Source organism: Haloprofundus salinisoli (assembly GCF_020097815.1).
Classification (GTDB): Archaea; Halobacteriota; Halobacteria; order Halobacteriales; family Haloferacaceae; genus Haloprofundus; species Haloprofundus salinisoli.
Window position 1 is genome coordinate 1,157,933 of sequence record NZ_CP083663.1, and the last position, 20,448, is coordinate 1,178,380.

Below are 20,448 nucleotides of genomic sequence, written 5' to 3' on the forward strand. Positions count from 1 at the left end.
CCGTATCCTCCACAGCCGCCATGCGAGAGCCGCCAGCTACGCCCGCCGTCGATTCGCCCGAACCCTCCGAGTACGACACCGTCGTCGACGCCGTCGACGCGGGGGCCGACCCAGACGGTGAGAGACCGTTCGACGTTGCGCCGCACCTCGACGACGACACGCTCGTCCGCTTTTCGCCCGGCACGTACCTGCTCGAACCAGTTTCGAAGCAAGGACTTTCGAACGCGGCGCTGTACGCACCCGACGGCGCGACGCTCGTCTCGAACGGCGCGGGTCTCCACGACGTGATTCAGCTCCGCGACGCCAGCGATGTCCACGTAGAGGGGTTCGGACTCGAACAGAGTGCAGAGAACCCCGCGCGGACGAAACTCGTCGTCGACGGCGGGACGAACTGTCTGCGCGACTACCGCGTCGTCGGCGCGTACGACCCAAACGACTACTCGGGAGACAGTCGCTCCGGCGATCAGACGCGGAATCAAGCCGTACTCCTCGAATGTGCCGGCGAGTCGACCGAACTGCTGGTCGAGCGCGTGGACCTGCGCGACGGCGGGACGGCGTCGGCCGTCTTCGTCGACCCGACGCTCGAAGCGAGCGACGACTTCCGGCCCGGCGGCACCGTCGCGTTCGTCGACTGCCGGGTGGAGGGATGGACCGAAGGGCTGTATGCCAGCGCCCACGCCGGACCGCTCGTCGTCCGCGGCGGGCGGTACGCGAACAGCAACATCGCGCAGGTTCGGACGGGCGGACCGAACGCGCTGGTCGAGAACGTCGAGGTGGCGCTCGACGACCCGGCGGCGGTTCCGGACGAGTCGACGACGCGAGGCATCTGGGCGCGCGAAGGCGAGTTCACGCGCGTCGTCGACTGCGACGTGCTCGTCGGCGACGCGTTCAGTGACGGAGAAAGGAAGTCAGACGCCGTACCGAGCGTCTCGGGTGCCATCGTCCACGGCGCGAAAGCGGGTCGACTCCGCGTCGAAGAAACGAACGTCTGCGTCGACGCCGACGGTGTCAACGCGGTGCGGTCGCTGGCGGCGAAAGACGGGCAGTTCTACGCACCGTCGATGGTCGAGCGCGGCGAGACGGTCGACTCGTCGACGCTCGACCGGCGACTCGAACTCGTCGGCGTAACGGTTCACGGCGACGCGACGGGGGTCGGGACGTTCGGCCGGATGGCCGTCGACGTGCGGAACCGGCGACACGATTCGACGCTCCGAGACTGTGAGATTCGACAACCGGGACCCGGGCGCGACGGAGTGCGCGTCGTCGCCTCCGACCGCGTCAGCGTCGTCGATTCCGTCGTCGACGTGACCGGCGTGCAGTTCGACGTCGACGACCGCAGTGCGGAGACGTTCACACGGTCTGGCACGGGGTGACGAGTAGTCGACGACAGGGTTCGGAACGTGACGTACAGCCGAACGGACTGGTTACTCGTCTGACGAACGATTAAGTATCACGAAGCCCCAACCTCAGAACATGGGCAACAAGAACAAGACCATCTCGTTTCGCGTCAACGAGGACGCGTTCGAGACACTCCGCGAGATCGCCGAGGAGCGAGATATCTCGCTCTCGGCGGTGTTTCGTGACTACGTAGACACGCTCGTTGCCCACGACGGCCAGGTGCGAGTCGTCCCCGAAAACGAGTTAGAACGGAGTCACGACGACGGCACGACCAGTTTCCCGCCGACAGTCGAGGTGCCAAAGAGCTTCATCCGCGAGCACGAGCGCCTCGAACTGGAGACCGAACACCTCCGCGAACAGCTGGAGGAACACAAACGCTACGTCAACTACCTCCGCGAGCAACTCGAAGAGCTCGACGGCGACGACGAGGACGTCATCCAGTTAGAGGAGTTGGACGGCGAACGCGACGACCAGCCGTTCCGACTCGGCTGAGGGTCTCCGGATGTTCCGTCTCCTCGCTTACCGCGTCAGCGACCGCTTCGCCTCGGCGGATTGCTGCTGCATCTCCCGGTTGCCGTCGACGGCCGCGAGTGACTCCACTGCTTCGAGGGTGCGCACCGACTGATCGAGAAACGAGAGGACGTCGCCGGGATACGCGTACAGCATGTAGTCGTCGGTCATCACGTCGACGATGGCGTCGGGGCCGAGTCCCTGCGCGCGGAGGTCCAAGAGGTAGCTGACGAACTTCCGCTCGGGGTGGCCGCAGTAAGGGTTCGTGTCGCAGTCGCAGTCGAGAAAATCCTGCGCGAAGTCCAGCACGCGCTCGCGGGTCGCCTCGTCGAGTTTTTCGAGGCCGTCGCCGGTGTAGAGCACGTCCAGCGTCGCGCCCTTGAACGCTCCCTTCGGGATGCTCGTCTCCAGTTGGGAGGCGATCTGGCGGTGGTTCTTCAGGTAGATTTTGTCCGTGATGGCCACTGTTAGGCGGTGATAGTCGGGTCGGCCCCAAAAGCGTCTCGGCTCTCGGAGCGGAGCTGCGTAGGCGTGCGCCCTGTCGTCGGATGGCGAATCTCCAGCAAGTCGTAACGTATTTGAGTCACAGCGAAGTACGAGTGGGTGTGTCCGGGTTGGGGTAGTGGACCATCCTTCAGCCTTGTGGAGGCTGAGACGCGGGTTCGATTCTCGCACCTGGACCTTTCTGACGGGAACTACCACACGAGCGACTGCGCTCGAAGAGCGCGTCGCGAGTATCCGTGAACGTCGACAGTCCGACAGAGAGAATCGAATCAGGGAGTGGAGCGAACGGAGCGAGCGGAACGACCGTGGTTCGATTCTCGCACCTCGACTGTTCTGTCTCCGAGCAAAGCGAGGAGACGAAGGTCTATCGGAAGAGAGCGAACCACGAGAGTCGCAGCGCGACGGAGTGAGCGACCGTCTCTCGGTGGTTCGATTCTCGCACCTGGACCTTCTTCCGAGCGTTTCCTCGTGAGCGTGTGCTCGCGTCAGCGAGCACCGCGAACGAACGCGGAGCGTGGGGAAGTCCGACGAGAGACAGCGAGCCGAGAGCTCAGTACCCGCCCCCGTCCTCGAAGCAGCGCCCACACCGCGATGCGCCGCCCTCGTCGACGGCGTCCGTCAAATCGACAACGACCGTCGACTTCTCGGAGACGTGAAACAGCGCCCCGCAAGCGGCGAGTCGGTAAGCGTGGTCGTTTGGTTTGTGAACGGTCTTCGTCTGTTCGTTGAGTACTCCGCGCATAACTCCTAGCGACGGGGTGTACACGGTAAAAGACAGTACCAATTCACTACGGGTACCCGGCGTTCAGCCGACACGTCTCGGAGGGACCGGCACCTCGAACTACGCGGTGGTTCGCCTCGCGACTACCGCGTAGAACGGGTCCGTTCCCGCCTCGACCGCCGAGACGACGCGGCGGTCGTCGAATCCGCCGACTCGCTCGACGTACCGTCGGACCAACGCCGCCCGTCCGTCCATCGACGCGGTTCGCCACGCGCGAATCGCCTTCCGAGCGAACATCCGGTTCGAGAAGGAGACGACGCAGACGCCGCCCGGGCGGAGAACGCGCCGAATCTCGGCGAAGACGGGACCGGGATACTGGAGATACTGTACCGACACCGCGAGGAGGACGGCGTCGACCGAGGCGGGTTCCACCGGAAGCGAAGGGGTTTCGTTGAGATTTCGGACGAAGAACTCGTCCAACCGGGGATTTTCGGCTAACTCGTCGCAATTCAGTCCGTGGCCGACGACGCGGTCGTACTCGGCGTCGGCCGGGAGATGCGACACCCAACTGCTCATCAGATCGAGGACGGTGTCGTCGGGGTCGAGTTCCCGTCGGTACAGTTCGGTCAGTTTCGTTCGGAACGGCTCGTCGACGTGGTGGACGAACCGAGACGAGGCGTAGAAGCGGGCGTCGTCTCCGGAATCGAGTTTTGAGCGCTCGACCGGCGAGAGCAGCGTCGGCGCGTTCGGTCCGGCCGGCGTTCCGGAGTCGTCGGTCACCTCAGAGCGACCCTGGCGGATTCGAAGAGCGGAGCGACCGAATGGAGTCGGGCGAACCGCTGGTCTGGATGATGTTGAACGCGGTCATCAGATCCGTCCGCGAGACGATCCCGACGATGTCGCCGCTGGCGTCGATGACGGGCAGACGGCCGACGCCGTTCTCCTGCATCATCTGTAGCGCCTCCATCGCGTCGAGTTCGGGGGTGACGCTGGCGATGTCGCGCGACATTACGTCCTCGACCCGGTAGGCGTCGCGTTCGACCTCGTCGACCGAGCGGGCGTCGTTGAGCGTCACCATTCCGGTGAGGCGGCCGTCCCGCAGTACGGGGTAGCCCGTGTGTCGCTCGGTGAACATCCGGTTCATCAGTTCGGCGATGCTCGCGTCTTCTTCGACGGTGTGGAGGTCCTCCTTGTCGGTCATGATGTCGCGGACGGTCACGTCCTGGAACGCCGCCTTCATCACGGTCTGTTGGGCCTCGCTGGACGCGCCGATGTAGATGAAGAACGCGAGCGCGACGAGCCACAGATTGGCGAAGAGCCCGAAGAGACCGAGCAGGAACGCGAACCCCTTGCCGACTTCGGCCGCGATCTGGGTCGCTCGGGCGTACGACCGCGAGCGGGCCAAGAGCGCGCGGAGGACGCGACCGCCGTCCATCGGGAACCCCGGGAGCATGTTGAACACCGCCAGAAGCACGTTCGTCAGCGCGAGGTAGCCGAGCACGAACTTGAGGGCGTCGAGACTCGACGGAAGCGCGAGAAACCCGACGTACGAGATGACGCCGAGGGCGACGCTGACGATCGGACCGGCGAGCGCGACGTTGAGTTCCTGCTTCCAGTTCTCGGGAATCTCGGTGAAGCGGGCGACGCCGCCGAACAACCAGAGCGTGATGGATTCTATCTCGTAGCCGTACCGGAGCGCGACGAGCGAGTGACCGAACTCGTGGAGGAGGACGCAGGCGAACAGTCCGATGGCAGCGGCGCTGCCGAGTAGCCACGGCATCGGTCCCGCCGTGAGCGCGTCGGCGTCGAGCGACGATCCGAACAGGTTGTTGACCGTCCCCACCAGCGAACCGACGTCGAGTCCGATGAGATACGCAAAAAGCGGTAGCACCAGCAGGAACGTGAAGTCCAACAGGATGGGGATGCCGAAGGCGCTCCCGATTCGAATGCCTCGCATACGACAGGTTAGGGTCCGGACGTTCTTAAACTCGGGCGTGGCTCCGATGCGTGTCGGGAAACGCTTACGCCCCGGAGGTCGTAGACGCGGATATGGAGTCCAGTAACGTCGGCGACGGAGGGGCGGTCGTAAAGCGTGAGTCGGACGTCGAGTACGAATCCGTCGGCGCGGCCGAGGGGATGAACAAAGGCGTGCTTCTCAGCGATGCCGACGGCGCACCACACTTTGCGATTCGACGGTTCACTCTCGATCCGGGAGCTTCGGTACCGAAGCACACCAACGAGGTCGAACACGAGCAGTACGTCCTCGACGGCGCGTACACCGTCGGTATTGGCGGCGATGAGTACGAGGTGTCGGCGGGCGACTCGCTTCTCATCCCCGCGGGCGCCGTCCACTGGTATCGAAACGAGAGCGAGGAGGCGGGCGCGTTCCTCTGTGCGGTGCCGAACGGCGACGACAGCATCGAGTTGGTCGAGGAGTAGCCGAGAGTCGAGTCGTCGAGAACCGAGACAGAGCCGTTCCGGAACCGGCGGCCGGATCGGCGTCGCTTCGGAGCGTCGCTTCCGAGAGTCGAATCCCTGAAATACCTCGTTCTCGTACCACTCGACGTGTCTCAGCAGGTCGCCCACGTCGACACGCTGTTCCTCCACGAGAGCGGCGGCCGCGACGACTACACCGTCGTCGCCACCCGCGACGACGACCGCCTCTTCCGGGGCCGACTCGACCTTAAGGAGACGAACGCCGGTCCCCGACCGGGCAAGTTCCGCATCGTCGACGGCTCCAACGAGGAACCGCGAAGCCCCGACCAGTTCGTCGAACTGGCCCGCCGAGCGTCGCGCATCCGCATCTCCCAACAGACCTCGCGCAGCGGCCGGAGCGAGCTACAGGAGATGCTCGACGGCTACCAACTCGACGCGCTCGTCGTCCGGACCTGTCGGTTCTGCGCCTCCGGCAGCCGCTACTCGCCCATCACCGAGGAGACGGCTATCAAGATGGACAGGGAGTACATCTGTCCCGACTGCGCGATTCGCGAACTGGAGCGCGAGCTCTCGTTCAAGGGCAACCTGACCGCGGCGGCGCAAGAGCGCCTCGAAGAGCTCCTCCTCGATGTCCAAGACCTCGACCGCATCACGAACCTGCTACAGGGAAATCTCGACCCCGACCTGACGAAATTCGACGAGATAAGCGCCACCGTCGAGGACGTCGACCCGGTCCCGACGAGCAGTCTGGACCTGCACCCGAAACTACAGGGGATGACCGAGGAGCGGTTCGACACGCTCCTGCCGGTCCAGAGCCTCTCGGTCAAAAACGGCCTACTCGACGGGCAGGACCAACTCGTCGTCAGCGCGACGGCGACCGGAAAGACGCTCGTCGGCGAACTCGCCGGGCTGAACCGCGTCTTGGAAGGGAAGGGGAAACTGCTGTTTCTCGTTCCCCTCGTCGCGCTCGCCAACCAGAAGTACGACGACTTCAGAGAGCGATACGGCCACCTCGCGAACGTCACGATTCGGGTGGGGGCGTCGCGCATCAACGACGACGGCAACCGCTTCGACCCGAACGCCGACATCATCGTCGGCACGTACGAGGGGATCGACCACGCGCTGCGGACGGGCAAAGACCTCGGCGACATCGGCAGCGTCGTCATCGACGAGGTGCACACGCTGAAGGAAGACGAGCGCGGCCACCGCCTCGACGGGCTCATCTCGCGGCTGAAGTACTACTGCGAAGATCGGTCCGAGCGCCGCGAGAACTACGAGGGTGCGCAGTGGATCTACCTCTCTGCGACCGTCGGCAACCCCGAGTGGCTGGCGCGGCGACTGGCGGCGACGCTCATCGAGTTCGAGGAGCGGCCCGTCCCCATCGAACGGCACCTCACGTTCGCCGACGGCCAGGAGAAGGTCAGAATCGAGAACAAACTCGTGCGCCGCGAGTTCGACACCAAATCCTCGAAGGGCTACCGCGGCCAGACCATCATCTTCACCAACTCGCGGCGGCGCTGCCACGAGATCTCGCGGAAACTGGAGTACGACGCCGCGCCGTATCACGCCGGGCTCGACTACAGGCGGCGGAAGACGGTCGAACGGAAGTTCGCGAACCAGGACCTGGCCGCCGTCGTGACGACGGCGGCGCTGGCGGCGGGCGTCGACTTCCCCGCCTCGCAGGTCGTCTTCGACTCGCTGGCGATGGGCATCGAGTGGCTCTCCGTCCAGGAGTTCAGCCAGATGCTCGGCCGCGCCGGACGGCCGGATTACCACGACAAGGGGAAGGTGTACATGCTGGTCGAACCCGACGCCGCCTACCACGGGTCGATGGAGATGAGCGAGGACGAAGTCGCGTTCATGCTCCTGAAGGGCGAGATGGAGGACGTGTCGACCCTCTACGACGAGTCCGCCGCCGTCGAGGAGACGCTGGCGAACATCACCGTCGCCGGCAAGCGCGCGAAGCGACTGAACGACCGAATGCTCGGCGAAATTCCGACGAAACACGCCGTCGGCAAGTTGTTGGAGTGGAAGTTCATCGACGGCTTCGACCCGACTCCACTGGGCCGAGCCATCACGCGGCACTTCCTCGCGCCCGACGACGCGTTCCGGATTTTGGACGGGGTACGCAACGGACTGGACCCCTACGCCATCGTCGCCGAGATGGAACTGGCCGAGGACGACCTCTGAAGCGGCGCGCCGGACTCACGCGCCCCAGAAGAGCGCGATACCGCCGACCGTCACGACCGAGAGGAGCAGCTGTAGCGGTGCGCCGACGCGGGCGTAGTCGGTGAACCGGTAGCCGCCGGGACCGTACACCATGAGATTCGTCTGGTAGCCGATGGGCGTCGAGAAGTCGGCGCTGGCGGCGAACGTCACCGCGAGGACGAACGGGAACGGGTCGACGCCGAGCGTCCGCGCCGCCTCGACGGCGACCGGAATCATGAGCACGACACTCGCGTTGTTGCTGATGAGCGCCGTCACGAGCACAGTCACGGCATAAAACACCCAGAGCACGCCCACCGGGGGGAGAAACGCCGCCGTCGAGGCGACGAGTGCGCCGATGAAGTCCGCGCCGCCCGTCTGTTCGAGCGCGATGCCGAGAGGGATGACGCCCGCGAGCAGGAAGATAACGTCCCAAGGAACGGAGTCGTACAGCTCGCTCGGGTGGACGACGTCCGCGAGCACCATCGCGACGATACCGCCGAACGCCGCGACGAGGATGTCCAACACGTCGAACGTCGCGAGACCGACGACGGCGACGACGATGGCGACGGCGACGGGAATCTTCGACGTTCGGTACGACTTCTCTTCGACTTCCCGAAGCAGGATGAAGTCGCGGTTGCTCGCCAGCCGGTCGATGGCGCTCTCGGACGCCCGTAGGAGCATTGTGTCGCCGCTGCGGAGTCGCATTCGGTCAAATCGCTCGTTGACGACATCCGGGCCGCGGCGAATCGCGAGCACCGTCGCGTCGTAGCGCTCGCCAAACGTCGAACTCGCCAGCGTCTCGCCGACGAGCGCCGACCACGACGGGACGACGACTTCGACCAGCGACTGCTGCGGGAGTTCGGCCTCGATGGTCTGCGTCTCGGCCGTCGGCGACGCGGTCCCCACCGCGCTACTCGTCTCCGGGACGAGCGAGACGCCTTCCATCGCCATGAGCATCCGGAGTGTGTCGAGGTCCGCGCGGACGAGCAGCCGGTCCCCCGGGTGGACGACGGCGTCTGTCAGCGGCGGCGAGAACGACTCGCCGTCGCGGAACAACTGTACGACATCGACGTCGAGCGGCGTCTCGTCGAGCGCCGAGCGGACCGTCTGACCGGCCATCGGCGAGTCGGCGTCGACGACGACTTCCGTCAGATACGCCCCGAGGTCGTACTCCTCGACGTAGCCCTCGTCGGCCGAGATGCGCTCCGGGACGAGTCGCCGGCCGACCGTGAGCAGGTACAGCGTTCCAGTGACGAAGACGAGGAGACCCAAGTGGGTGAACTCGAACATCGAAAACGGGCGGTCGATGAGGCGCGCGGACACCTCGCTCGCGAGGATGTTGGTGGAGGTCCCGATGAGCGTGAGCATCCCGCCGAACATCGACGCGTACGACAGCGGGATGAGTAGCTTCGACGGGGAGACTCGGCTGTCGCGCGCGAGATCGGAAACGACGGGGATGAGCATCGCGACGATGGGCGTGTTGTTGAGAAACGCCGACGGAATACCCGCGACACCCACCGTCGCGAGCAACTGTCTGCGCTCGTCGGTCCCGGCGAATACCGCCATCTTCGACCCGAGAATCTGGACGATACCGGTCCGCTGGACTCCGTTGCTGATGATGAGCATCGCCAACACCGTCAGCGTCGCATCGTTCGCAAAGCCCGAGAACCCCTCTTCGACCGACACGCCCGTCACCGGACCGAGCACGACAAGCGTAACCATCGACATGATGGCCGTTATATCCGCGGGGAGCGCCTCCGTGACGAAGAGCACGAACGTGGCCACGACGACGAGAAAGACCACGGCCATCTCTAGCGTCACCGGCGGCAGCGACGCGACGCCCGTCTGGAGCGCCGCGACGCTTGCGACCATCGGGGTCAGAGGATGAGCCATCGGCGGGGTGGCTACAGAACCGACGCGGAAATACGTTCAGCCGACCCCCGCGCCTCCTTGCGAATACCTCACTCTTTTGCCGGCGGAGACCGTCTGAGGGCGCGTGGCAGCGATAACACCGGGAATTGTCTTCGTCTTTCTCGTCATTCTCGTTGCGCTCGTCCTCTTTGCGACGGAACCGGTTCCAGTCGACGTGACCGCGCTCGGGATAATGGTGACGTTGATGCTCGTCCAGCCGGTGACCGAAGCGCTCGCGTCGGCCGGACTGCTCGCCGCACCGATTGTGATGATTTCGGTCGAGCAGGGACTGTCGGGGTTTGCGAGTCGAGCGACGCTCACCGTGCTGGCGATGTTCATCCTCAGCGAGGGCGTCCAGCGGACCGGTGTCGTCCAGATACTCGGTGCGAAAATCGCGGCAATCACCCGTGAGAGCGAGAGCCGCCAGCTGGGTGCCGTCGTCGGCCTCGTCGCCCCGATCTCGGGGTTCATCAACAACACCGCGGCCGTTGCGATTCTCCTCCCGATGGTGACCGACCTCGCCGAGCGCGGTCGGACCTCGCCGTCGAAACTGCTGCTGCCGCTATCGTACGCGTCGATGTTCGGGGGTACGCTCACGCTCATCGGAACGTCGACGAACATCCTCGCGAGCGACATCTCGGCGCGTCTCGGCGTCGGCGCGTTCTCGATGTTCGAGTTCACCGGACTCGGAATCGTGGTGACCCTCGTCGGCACCGCGTACTTACTCACGGTCGGCCGGTATCTCACCCCCGCGCGCATCAGACCGCAGTCGGACCTCACAGAGGAGTTCGAGATGGCCGAGTATCTCACCGAAGTGCTCGTCCGAGAGAACTCCCCCCTCGTCGGCCAGCGAGTGCAGGACGCGCTCGTCGAAACCGCACTCGACGTGGACTTGCTCCAGTTGATTCGTGACGGCGAGGTGTTCCTCGAACCGCTCGGGCCGAAAGAGATTCAGGCGGGCGACGCGTTCGCCGCCCGGACCGACCGCGACACCCTGATCGAACTGTTGGACGTGGAGGGACTGGACCTCGTGCCGGTCCGCGTCGACGAGGAGACGCTGGAGGCCGGCGAGTCCGGACAGAACCTCGTCGAAGTCGTCGTCGCCCCGCAGTCGGCGCTCGTCGGCGAATCGCTCTCCTCCATCGGCTTCCGACAGCGCTACGACGCGACCGTGTTGGCGCTGCGGCGCGGCGGCGAACTCATCCGCCGGCGGATGGACGACGTCGCGTTGCAGGTCGGCGACACGCTGCTCGTGCAGGCGTCGAGCGATAGCGTCGAACGTCTCGACCGCAACCGCGACTTCATCGTCGCCCAGGAGATACAGCGCCACAACTTCCGCGAGTCGAAGATTCCGATCGCCGTCGGGATCGTCGCGCTCGTTGTCGCCGTCGCGGCGCTCACGCCGATCGAGATCGTCGTCGCGGCGCTGGCGGGGTCGCTGGCGATGGTGGCGACGCGGTGTCTGAAGCCGACCGAGATTTACGACGCCGTGCAGTGGGACATCATCTTCCTGCTCGCGGGCGTCATCCCTCTCGGCGTCGCCATGCAGGAGACGGGTGCGGACAGGTTGCTCGCCGACGCCGTCGTCGCCAGCGCCACGACGCTCCCCATGCTAGGGGTGCTCGCGCTGTTCTACGTCGTGACGGCGCTTCTGACGAACGTCATCTCGAACAACGCCAGCGTCGTGCTCATGGTTCCGGTGGCGGTGGAGGCCGCGACGCAGATCGGGGCGAATCCCTTCTCGTTCGTCATCGCCGTGACGTTCGCAGCGTCGACGGCGTTCATGACGCCCGTCGGCTACCAGACGAATCTGTTCGTCTACGGTCCCGGCGGCTACAAGTTCACCGACTACGTCCGCGTCGGTGCACCGCTACAGTTGCTGTTCGCCGTCGTCACGACACTCGGTATCACGGTGTTTTTCCCCGTCACGGGGTAGAAAGGAGGAACGAAACGCTTTACACTGGATGCCGATTCTGTACTGATGCGGGACCATGGGTTAGCCTGGTATACTTCGGGCCTTGGGTGCCCGTGACCCCGGTTCGAATCCGGGTGGTCCCATCCCACCTTTTTTCCGCCTCGGGGTCGCGCTTCGCGCGACCCGCTCGGCGTGAAAATCTGGACCAAAAAGGCCGCGACTCGCTTAGCTCGTCGCGGCACAGTGTCTTCGACGGCTTCGGATAGAGTTATCGGCGTGTCTGAGATAACGTGGACGATGACCGAAGAGCCCTCTCCATCCGTCTCCGTGATTGTGGAGTACGGCGAACGGTTTCGAAGGCAGGTCGTCGACGCGGACCAACCTAGTCCGGACCCCCTGATGGCGATGAAGATAGTCGTCGACGGAGAGTACCTGATGGGGAACTCGAAACCGGGCCACGGCGCAGGCGGATACATGACCGACGTGTTCGGCCAGTATCTCGCAGTGGTTGAGGACCTCCACACGGGAGAAGGATACGTTCCACTCGGTGGGTTCGATTCCGTAGACCGATACGTGGTCGAGCATTGTGACGGCCCGACGTGGACCACCATCGAACCGCGAGTTGACCACGTGGAACTCGCGCACTGTCTCACCGTAGAGGGTGTACGAAGCCCCGAAAAACGATTGTCCTCCGTCAGGGCCGTGACCGTTCCAGTGGACAGCTGGACCGAAGCGGTCGTTGACGCGGCGACTGAATACTATCGACGGATGGTCGACTCGAATCCGCCACTGCGCTCCGACTCTGAGCTACAATCGTTGCGGACAACACTCGACTCTCTCGATTGATTAAGCGAGCCGGTCTTCGGAGCGGACACCCCGAAGAATCGCTCTCAGTGCCCTCCACCCGTCTGCGCGCCCACCTTGAACTCGGGAGCGATATCGTCCCACGCGACGCGACCGACTTCGACGATACGCTCGGGATCGAGCGCCGGCGCGCGCAGTACACTCGCGCCGAGATCGGTGGGCGGGTACAACGTCGCCCCGTCGAGTTCCTCGGGCGGCGTAATCGGTTCCGTCCCCGGTCCGGTCGCCGCACCGCAGACGATGCGCATAACCATGCCGAGGAACTCGTGCGGCAGACACATCAGGTCGTAGACGCCCTCGTGCTCGAACGTGTAGAGGAAGTACGTCTGCGGCCAGAGAACCGGCGACGAAATCACGGGTTCGGCCCTCGGGGTACGGAGTTTGTAGCCGAACACCGGATGGTACGACGACACCGTGTGAATCTCGCGCTGGACGGTGAACCGAACCGTCTCACCGGGTTGGATGTACAGACCGGTCGGGTCGAAGAACCACTCGCCCTGCGTGAACGTTTCGGAGGGGGCGCGAACGGTCAACACGACTTCGTGGTCGGGTTCGACGGGTGGGTCCCTCCTGGAGAGGTCCGCATACCCGAAACCGGGTCGGACGGGTGTGGTGTCGCTCTGGGGCGACTGCGCGAACGCGGAACCGGTCGTTGCCGTGAGCGCGGTCCCAGCGCCGAGGAGCTTCATCACTGTGCGTCGACGCAGGGCGGGTAACTGATAGTCGACTACCTCGGGTCCTCCCCGAGGAGTCGAGTCAGCAGAGGAGTATGGTGTCTGATTGACGTCTGTCGTCATCGAACACTAGATATAGATGCAAGCAGAGATATTCATTTTCACACGCTGTCACGACGGTCCAGTTCTCGCTACAACAGTGCTGCCAGCACTGTCGCACCGATCGAAAAACAGCGACTGGTTTTTAGAAACCTACGCCGCGCAGTTGTTCGCACCCGTCTCCAGCATCTCCGCCTCGCGGTCGCTCCCGACCGACTCGACCCCGCGATTCAGTCCGATGATGGTCCCGTAGTTGTCGGGTTTCTCGGGCGTGTTCTCGACCATCCGCTCGACGAACTCGTCGCGCCCCAACCCGACTAGCGAGAGCGACTCCCGAACGTCCGAGAGCGACGCTTCGACCGGTTCGCCCGGCGACCCGTGCTCGAAGCGGCCGTCGTTCGTCACCGTCACGTGACCCGGCAAAACCGTAATCTCGTCGGACAGCGACAGCAGCGTCTCGTGGAGCGTGTCGTACGCCATCTCGGCGCCTTTCGTCGCGTCGTCATCGCCGAACTCCAGTTCCGTGCGGCCGAGCGAGTCCAGAAACAGCGCGTCGCCCGTCAGCACCGCCTCGTCGCCGACGCGGTAGACGACCATCTCGGAGGTGTGACCGGGCGCGTGCAGCGCCGTCACGTCGAGGTCGCCGAGCGAGATCGACTCGCCGTCTGCGAGCAGGTCGAATTCGAAGTCGAGGTCGCGTTCCGCCGCCTGTTCGCCGAGGTGATAGGGCACGTCTAGCGCCTCGGCGAGCGCGCGGCCGCCGGAGATGTGGTCGGCGTGGACGTGCGTGTCGAGGACGTGCGTAATCTCCAGATCGAGTTCGGCGGCCGTGACGACGTACTGGTCGGTGTGCTGGGTCGCGTCGACGACGACGGCTTCGCCCGCACTCCGTGACCCGACGAGATAGCTCAGACAGCCCTTCGCGCGGCGCTGGAACTGGACGACGACCGGGTCGTCGTTTCCCGTCTCGACGGGCGCGCGTTCGTACAGCGCGTTCCAGTCGCGCATTCCCCCTTTGACGACCGACACCTCGTCGTAGCCGCTGGCGTCGAGTTCCGACGCGAGCGTCGTCGACGTCGCCCCCTTCCCGCAGATAGTGACGATGGGTCTCCCGTCGGCCCAGTCGTCGATGGTTCGCTCGACTTCCTCGTCGAGCGTCTCCGCCGGACCGAAGGGGAGGTTCTCCGCGCCTTCGACGTGCCAGGCGACGTAGCTGTCTTCGGGCCGTGTGTCGACCAGGAGATACTCCTCGCCGTGGTCTTGCTTTTCGGCCAGTTCGCGGGCGGTGATCTGGGTGAACATGGGCCTCACGGTCGTCTACGCATCTACGACTGTTAACAGTTCTCAGAGGCGTCCGCATCAACCGGCGATCACTTCCGCCCCAAGGCGATACTTCTTACAGGGGGAGGGTCTAAGCCTGTGTCAATGGCGCAGGCATCGAATCAGGAGTTGACCGAGCGGTTCATCCAGTTCTACCGCAACTACTATCGGGACCGCATCGGCCAACTCGCCCAGAACTACCCCAACGAGCAGCGCTCGCTCCTCATCGACTACGACGACCTCTATCGGTTCGACCCGGATCTCGCCGACGACTACCTCTCGCACCCCGAGCAGATGCAGGAGTACGCCGAGGAAGCCCTCCGCCTCTACGATCTCCCCGCAGACGTCAGCCTCGGCCAGGCGCACGTCCGTCTCGACAACCTCCCCGAGAGCATCGCGATTCGCGGTATCCGCGTCCACGACGACCACGTCGGGAAGATGGTGAGCATCCAGGGCATCGTTCGCAAAGCGACCGACGTTCGGCCGAAAGTAACGCAGGCGGCGTTCGAGTGCCAACGCTGCGGGACGATGGCGTACATCCCGCAGTCCGACGGCAGTTTTCAGGAACCGCACGAGTGTCAGGGCTGTGAGCGACAGGGACCGTTCATGGTCAGTTTCGACCAGTCGGAGTTCATCGACTCACAGAAGCTTCGAATCCAGGAGAGTCCCGAGGGTCTCCGCGGCGGCGAGACGCCCCAGAGCATCGACATCAACGTCGAAGACGACATCACGGGGAAGGTGACCGCCGGCGACCACGTCACCATGGTCGGAGTGCTCCACATCGAGCAGATGAAAAACGGCCAGGAGAAGTCGCCCATCTTCGACCTCTACATGGACGGGGTTTCGGTGACCATCGAGGACGAGGAGTTCGAGGACATGGACATCACCGACGAGGACAAACAGGAGATCATCGAACTCTCCTCGCACCCGAACATCTACGACGAGATGGTCGCCTCCGTCGCGCCCGCCATCTACGGCTACGAGAAGGAGAAACTCGCCATGATCCTCCAACTGTTTTCGGGCGTCACCAAACATCTGCCCGACGGCTCTCGCATCCGCGGCGACCTCCACATGCTTCTCATCGGCGACCCCGGTACCGGGAAGTCGCAGATGCTCTCCTACATCCAGAACATCGCGCCTCGCTCCGTCTACACCTCGGGCAAAGGGTCGTCCTCGGCGGGTCTCACCGCCGCCGCCGTCCGTGACGACTTCGGCGACGGCCAGCAGTGGTCGCTCGAAGCCGGCGCGCTCGTGCTCGCGGACAAAGGCATCGCGGCGGTCGACGAGTTGGACAAGATGCGCCCCGAGGACCGCTCGGCGATGCACGAAGCGCTCGAACAGCAGAAGATTTCGGTGTCGAAGGCGGGCATCAACGCGACGCTCAAATCCAGATGTTCGCTGCTCGGCGCGGCGAACCCGAAGTACGGTCGCTTCGACCAGTACGAATCCATCGGCGAGCAGATCAACCTCGAACCGGCGCTCATCTCGCGGTTCGACCTCATCTTCACCGTCACCGACCAGCCCGACCCCGACCACGACAGCAAACTGGCCGAACACATCCTGCAGACGAACTACGCGGGTGAATTGAACACCCAGCGGACGAACCTCACGACCTCGAACTTCACTCAGAAGGAAGTCGACGCGGTCACCGAGGAGGTCGCTCCGGCCATCGACGCGGACCTGCTGCGAAAGTACATCGCGTACGCGAAGCGCAACTGTTACCCGACGATGACCGACGTCGCGATGCAGACGATTCGGGACTTCTACGTCGACCTGCGCGCGAAAGGCGCCGACGAGGACGCCCCCGTCCCGGTCACCGCCCGGAAACTGGAGGCGCTCGTGCGCCTCGCGGAGGCGAGTGCGCGCATCCGACTCTCCGACACAGTCGACGAAGAGGACGCAGAACGCGCCGTCGAACTCGCTCGTTCGACGCTACAGGACATCGGTGTCGACCCCGAGACGGGGCAGTTCGACGCCGACGTCGTCGAGACGGGGCAGTCGAAGACCCAGCGCGACCGGAAGATGAACCTCCGGAAACTCATCGGCGACATCGAAAGCGAGTACGACGGCGGCGCGCCGGTGGAGGTCATCCTCGAAGAGGCGGAAGAGAAACTCGGCATCAGCGAACAGAAGGCCGAACAGGAGATAGAGGGGCTCAAACGGAAGGGCGAACTGTACGAACCGACGCAGGGCCACCTCCGGACGACGTGAGCATGGACCGAATCTCCGCACTCCGAAACGTCGAGGAGGCGCTTCGAGCGTTCGAAGAGGGCGAAGTCGATCTGGCGAGCGCCGAACGCCGTGTCGTCACCGTCCTACGAACGTACGCGACCGAGTTCGAGGTCGACGGTCTCTCGGCGTACCGAGCGCGCGGCGACGACCGGGCGGACGGTCTCGTCGTCGTTGCCGACTCCGAACGCGAAGCCGAAGAACGGATTCGGACACTGCTCGACGGCGGGAGCGGTCTCACGTTCGAGGTCGTCGAGACGGACTGACCGCCGAGATGCGGCGAACGGGGAGAGAGCCGTGAGACCGATGTGCAAACACTTTAGTCTGTTGCGGCGATACATCAAAAAGACAACGTGAGGAAGGTACCCAGTCGTGACAGGTAAGGAGACGCCCATGGAGACCGTGTTCGACGAAGCGTCGAGCATCCTCCTTTTATCCCCGTCGCTCGGTGAAGGCGAGAGCGACACGTGTATCGAGCTGTTACACCCCGACGACGTCGACAAGAACGCGCTGTGGGTGTCGTACACGAAGTCGCCGGACGCGCAACTGCGCCGGTGGCGAACCCACAGCGAGCACCCGCCGGCGAGCGTCGGCGTCGTCAGCGTTGGCGACTCGATGCGCTCTGTCAGCGCACCGGCCCCGGCGGGAGCGGGCGACCAGGAACTCAACGCGGGCGTCGAAACCGTCGCCAACCCGAACGACCTCACGGGACTCGGCATCAGCATCACCGAGCATCTGAGTCGCTGGGAGGACAACGGCAACCGGACCGTCGTCTGCGTCGACTCGTTGACGGCGATGCTGCAGTACGTCGAGCTCCAGACGGCCTACGAGTTCCTCCACGTCCTCACCGGTCGACTGTATGCCACCGGCGCCGTCGCGCACTTCCACATGGACCCCGGCGCACACGACGAACAGACCGTCGAGAGCATCGTCTCGCTCTGCGACGCCGTCGTCGAGCTCCGCGACGGCGGCCGACACGTCAGGTGTCGCTGACTCCGAAGGTTTTAATTTTACGACGGATACAGCGGTATCCGTGCTGCTGGTCGTCACGTACTCACAGGCCGCGCGAGCGACACTCCGGAACGTCTGCCAAAGTCACGAGACGGTCGTCGTCAGGCGGTTCGGCCGCGCGGCGCTGTTCGCGGCGACCGAACTGGGCGCGTTTCTCGCACTCCGACTGCGCGCGAAACACGGCGGCGACGTGCAACTGTCACAGACCGAACCGTTCAACGAGTTCACCGAGGTGGACGAAGAGATACGCGAGGCCGCGATGGCCTACGAGGCCCGCGATTCGCCGAGCACGCCGTACGCGAAGTTCGCGACGGGAACCGACTATCCGAGCCCCGAGCGGATGCGCGACCGAGAGCTGTGAGCGTCGTGACGGTTCGCGTGGGGACGAGGGCGTACAGCGGCCGGGGAGTCGACCTCCGGGCGGAGAGCGTCGCGCCGGCGGCCGTGTACGAAGCCGCCGCGATGGGGGACGTCAACGATCGCGTCGTCGTAGAGAGCCCGAAACCGAGCGAGGGCTACGAGACGCTGTGGTGTATCCGCGGGGAACCCACGACCTCCGTCGTGCGCTCGCTGGAGGCGGCGGCGCGGTCGCGCGGGCAGGCCACACCCGAAGACGACGAACGGGCGAGCGTCGAAGCGGCGCTCGCGGAACTCGACGTGCCGACGGTCGAGACGACCGCGGCCCGTCGCCGCGTCGCCCGCGTCGGTGCGGACGAAGAGCGCCTCCGAGAGCGCGTCGCCGAACTTCGAGGTAGGCTCCAAGCCCGCCGAGAGGCGGGCGCGAGCGTCGACAGCGTCCGGCAGACGCTCTCGGAGACGGCCGGGCGACTCGCCGAAGTCGAAACGGAACGAATCGCTGCCGAACAGGCGCTCGAACGCGCCGAACGCGAGGCGGCCGCCGCGCGAGACGCTCGCGAACGACGACTCCGACTCGAGGACCGTGCGGCCAACCTCGCACGCGCGGCCCGCCGCCGTCTCGCCGAGAGCGTGTACAACGAGTTCGCGTCGGCGCTGCGGTCGCTACCCGGCGAAGCCGAACCGGGTTCGACGCCGGGGGAGTTCCGCGGCGACCCCGTGAGCGCCCGACTCGCCGCGGTTCGCGTCGCCGACCTCGACGCGCCCGTCGTGCTCTGCGTCGACCGGTTCGACGACGCCGACGCGGCCGCGGACGCCCTCGACGCACCCGTCGTCCGGATTTAAATACGGTCACGCGGCAGACCGGCGTATGGAACTCACCTGGAGCGTCGACCACGCCGACGGTATCTCGTTCGTGACCGTCCGAGTGACAAACGACAGGGGTGCCGACCGACGTGTCCGCGTCGAGAACCGACTCGCCGGGCCGGTGTTGCCGCCGCGGCGTGCGGGCGTTCCGGAGGCCGGATGGGACGATACCGGGTACGAGACGGTCGTCCCCGCCAAAGAGTCCGCTTCGGTGGGCTACGCCTGTCCGGCCGCCGCCGACGAACCGCCGGTCGAACTCGTCTCTGCGGGTCGTGCAGACGGACCGGAGCGTCGAGACGCGACGCCGACGGCCGAGGACGCCCTGAGACGGTGTGGCGTCGCACGCCCGCCGCGGGAAGCCCTCGCGTATCCCGAGTCGGGCGACGAAGGCGGCAGCGGGGACAGAACCGACAGCCGCGAAAGCGGGAGTCCCGAACGGGACGACGACCGCGTCCGAACGGAACGTCGGGCGGAACCGGCCGAGGTTCCCCAGTCGGTCGACGCGTGGTTCCACGAGGTTCGAGGCCGCGTCGACCAGGCGGAGACGCTCACCGACGCGTCCGTCGCGGAGGCGACGACGGCGCTCGAAGCGCTCGGCGGCCTCGGTGCAGCGGAGCGACTACCCGCGCGACTCGAACGCGACGCCGCGGCGCTCCACGCGGTTGCGGCGAGCGCCGAACGACTCGCCGACCGGGTCGAGTCGACGGACGTTCCGGTCGACGCCCTCCGGAGGCTCGCGTGATTCTCGCCGTCGTCGGCGGGAAAGGCGGCGTCGGCAAGTCGACAGTCGCGTACAACCTGGCCGCGGCCCTCGACGAAGGTGGCGAGCGGAGACGGAGTATCGTCGTCGACGCGGACCTCGGGATGGCCGACCTCCCGTCGAAGCGGGGCCCCGACCTCCACGACGTGCTGGCGGGACGCGCCGCGCCGCTCGAAGCGGTTCGACACGGACCGGTCGACGCACTCGCGTGCGGGCGGTCGCTGGCCGGCGCGCGGGCGGCGGACCTCACGTCGTTGGCGGCGGCGCTGGACCCTATCGAGCGGGAGTACGAAACGGTCGTCGTCGACTGCCCGGCGGGGATGCGCGCCGATGTCGGCGTTCCGCTGGCGCTGGCGGACGCGTGCGTCGTTGTCGCCTCGCCGAAACCGTTCGCGCTCGCCGACGCGGTTCGGAGTCGGGAACTCGCCCGCGAGCTCGATTCGGGTCTCGTCGGCGTCGTGTTGAACCGCGTCGTCGACGACGCCCCCGAACGCACCGTCAGCCGAGCGCTGGGCGCGCCGACCGAAACCGTCCGCGCGGACCCGCGAGTCGGCGAGTCCGTCGAAGACGAGCGTCCCGTCGTTACCGCCGCTCCCGGGAGCGAGGCGGCAGCAGCGTTCCGGCAGGTCGCGGCGGCGGTTCGCGTCTGTGAGCGGTGAGGTCGAGG

The 20,448-nt window shown here is 65.4% G+C and carries 20 protein-coding genes and 2 tRNA genes; 15 read left to right on the plus strand and 7 right to left on the minus strand.

Going from position 1 to position 20,448, the window contains the following annotated elements:
* Positions 1-20 precede the first annotated feature (20 nt).
* On the plus strand, positions 21-1,373 hold the full coding sequence (locus tag LAQ73_RS06155; protein WP_224270358.1) for an RNA-binding protein: 1,353 nt from the start codon (positions 21-23) through the stop codon (positions 1,371-1,373).
* A 100-nt stretch (positions 1,374-1,473) separates the two neighbouring features.
* The gene (locus LAQ73_RS06160; RefSeq protein WP_224270359.1) at positions 1,474-1,890 is read left to right on the plus strand and encodes a DUF8146 domain-containing protein; all 417 of its coding nucleotides are present in this window, start codon (positions 1,474-1,476) and stop codon (positions 1,888-1,890) included.
* A 27-nt stretch (positions 1,891-1,917) separates the two neighbouring features.
* Here the strand turns inward: LAQ73_RS06160 and LAQ73_RS06165 are convergent, their stop codons facing one another.
* Positions 1,918-2,373, minus strand: coding sequence for a DUF5814 domain-containing protein (locus LAQ73_RS06165; RefSeq protein ID WP_224270360.1), 456 nt, complete (start codon positions 2,371-2,373; stop codon positions 1,918-1,920).
* A 143-nt stretch (positions 2,374-2,516) separates the two neighbouring features.
* On the opposite strand from LAQ73_RS06165, the gene LAQ73_RS06170 reads away from it, so the two are divergent.
* Positions 2,517-2,589 (plus strand) — tRNA-His (locus LAQ73_RS06170).
* Positions 2,590-2,962: 373 nt separating this feature from the next.
* Here LAQ73_RS06170 and LAQ73_RS06175 read toward each other — a convergent pair.
* The 3 genes from LAQ73_RS06175 to LAQ73_RS06185 form a co-directional block, all read right to left on the minus strand.
* The gene (locus LAQ73_RS06175) at positions 2,963-3,154 is read right to left on the minus strand and encodes a hypothetical protein (RefSeq protein ID WP_224270361.1); all 192 of its coding nucleotides are present in this window, start codon (positions 3,152-3,154) and stop codon (positions 2,963-2,965) included.
* A 99-nt stretch (positions 3,155-3,253) separates the two neighbouring features.
* Complete coding sequence (locus tag LAQ73_RS06180; RefSeq protein WP_224270362.1) at positions 3,254-3,913, minus strand: methyltransferase domain-containing protein; 660 nt, start codon at positions 3,911-3,913, stop codon at positions 3,254-3,256.
* A 1-nt stretch (position 3,914) separates the two neighbouring features.
* Complete coding sequence (locus LAQ73_RS06185; protein ID WP_224270363.1) at positions 3,915-5,090, minus strand: CBS domain-containing protein; 1,176 nt, start codon at positions 5,088-5,090, stop codon at positions 3,915-3,917.
* A gap of 92 nt (positions 5,091-5,182) precedes the next feature.
* On the opposite strand from LAQ73_RS06185, the gene LAQ73_RS06190 reads away from it, so the two are divergent.
* Positions 5,183-5,572: a cupin domain-containing protein gene (locus LAQ73_RS06190; RefSeq protein ID WP_224270364.1), complete on the plus strand. Its 390-nt coding sequence runs from the start codon at positions 5,183-5,185 to the stop codon at positions 5,570-5,572.
* Between the two features lie 126 nt (positions 5,573-5,698).
* Complete coding sequence (locus LAQ73_RS06195; protein ID WP_224270365.1) at positions 5,699-7,759, plus strand: DEAD/DEAH box helicase; 2,061 nt, start codon at positions 5,699-5,701, stop codon at positions 7,757-7,759.
* Positions 7,760-7,774: 15 nt separating this feature from the next.
* Here LAQ73_RS06195 and LAQ73_RS06200 read toward each other — a convergent pair whose 3' ends face one another.
* Positions 7,775-9,670 (minus strand): SLC13 family permease, encoded by a 1,896-nt coding sequence (locus LAQ73_RS06200; protein WP_345778394.1) that lies wholly within the window; start codon positions 9,668-9,670, stop codon positions 7,775-7,777.
* A 103-nt stretch (positions 9,671-9,773) separates the two neighbouring features.
* On the opposite strand from LAQ73_RS06200, the gene LAQ73_RS06205 reads away from it, so the two are divergent.
* The 3 genes from LAQ73_RS06205 to LAQ73_RS06215 all read left to right on the plus strand — a co-directional run bounded on the left by LAQ73_RS06205 (position 9,774) and on the right by LAQ73_RS06215 (position 12,449).
* Positions 9,774-11,624: an SLC13 family permease gene (locus LAQ73_RS06205; RefSeq protein ID WP_224270366.1), complete on the plus strand. Its 1,851-nt coding sequence runs from the start codon at positions 9,774-9,776 to the stop codon at positions 11,622-11,624.
* Between the two features lie 49 nt (positions 11,625-11,673).
* A tRNA-Pro gene (locus tag LAQ73_RS06210) sits at positions 11,674-11,746 on the plus strand.
* A gap of 154 nt (positions 11,747-11,900) precedes the next feature.
* The gene (locus tag LAQ73_RS06215) at positions 11,901-12,449 is read left to right on the plus strand and encodes a hypothetical protein (protein ID WP_224270367.1); all 549 of its coding nucleotides are present in this window, start codon (positions 11,901-11,903) and stop codon (positions 12,447-12,449) included.
* Between the two features lie 44 nt (positions 12,450-12,493).
* Here the strand turns inward: LAQ73_RS06215 and LAQ73_RS06220 are convergent, their stop codons facing one another.
* Entirely contained in the window at positions 12,494-13,156 is a 663-nt protein-coding gene (locus LAQ73_RS06220; protein ID WP_224270368.1) for a cupredoxin domain-containing protein, read from the minus strand.
* Between the two features lie 237 nt (positions 13,157-13,393).
* Positions 13,394-14,542 carry an MBL fold metallo-hydrolase gene (locus tag LAQ73_RS06225; RefSeq protein WP_224270369.1) on the minus strand — a complete coding sequence of 383 codons (1,149 nt, stop codon included), beginning with the start codon at positions 14,540-14,542 and terminating at the stop codon, positions 13,394-13,396.
* Positions 14,543-14,665: 123 nt separating this feature from the next.
* Between LAQ73_RS06225 and LAQ73_RS06230 the strand changes: the two genes are divergently transcribed.
* From LAQ73_RS06230 to LAQ73_RS06260, 7 genes are all read left to right on the plus strand, one after another.
* On the plus strand, positions 14,666-16,771 hold the full coding sequence (locus LAQ73_RS06230) for a minichromosome maintenance protein MCM (protein WP_224270370.1): 2,106 nt from the start codon (positions 14,666-14,668) through the stop codon (positions 16,769-16,771).
* Positions 16,772-16,773: 2 nt separating this feature from the next.
* Positions 16,774-17,055, plus strand: coding sequence for a DUF7854 family protein (locus LAQ73_RS06235; protein WP_224270371.1), 282 nt, complete (start codon positions 16,774-16,776; stop codon positions 17,053-17,055).
* Between the two features lie 127 nt (positions 17,056-17,182).
* Positions 17,183-17,782, plus strand: a complete 600-nt coding sequence (locus tag LAQ73_RS06240) for a DUF7504 family protein (RefSeq protein WP_224270372.1) — start codon at positions 17,183-17,185, stop codon at positions 17,780-17,782.
* Between the two features lie 40 nt (positions 17,783-17,822).
* Positions 17,823-18,161, plus strand: a complete 339-nt coding sequence (locus tag LAQ73_RS06245) for a DUF7855 family protein (protein WP_224270373.1) — start codon at positions 17,823-17,825, stop codon at positions 18,159-18,161.
* Positions 18,158-19,000, plus strand: coding sequence for a DUF7856 family protein (locus LAQ73_RS06250; protein WP_224270374.1), 843 nt, complete (start codon positions 18,158-18,160; stop codon positions 18,998-19,000). The genes LAQ73_RS06245 and LAQ73_RS06250 overlap by 4 nt, the downstream gene beginning before the upstream one ends.
* A gap of 25 nt (positions 19,001-19,025) precedes the next feature.
* A complete protein-coding gene (locus tag LAQ73_RS06255) occupies positions 19,026-19,763 on the plus strand; it encodes a DUF7857 domain-containing protein (protein ID WP_224270375.1) in 738 nt (245 codons plus the stop codon).
* Positions 19,760-20,440 (plus strand): MinD/ParA family ATP-binding protein, encoded by a 681-nt coding sequence (locus LAQ73_RS06260; protein ID WP_224270376.1) that lies wholly within the window; start codon positions 19,760-19,762, stop codon positions 20,438-20,440. The genes LAQ73_RS06255 and LAQ73_RS06260 overlap by 4 nt, the downstream gene beginning before the upstream one ends.
* Positions 20,441-20,448: the final 8 nt, after the last annotated feature.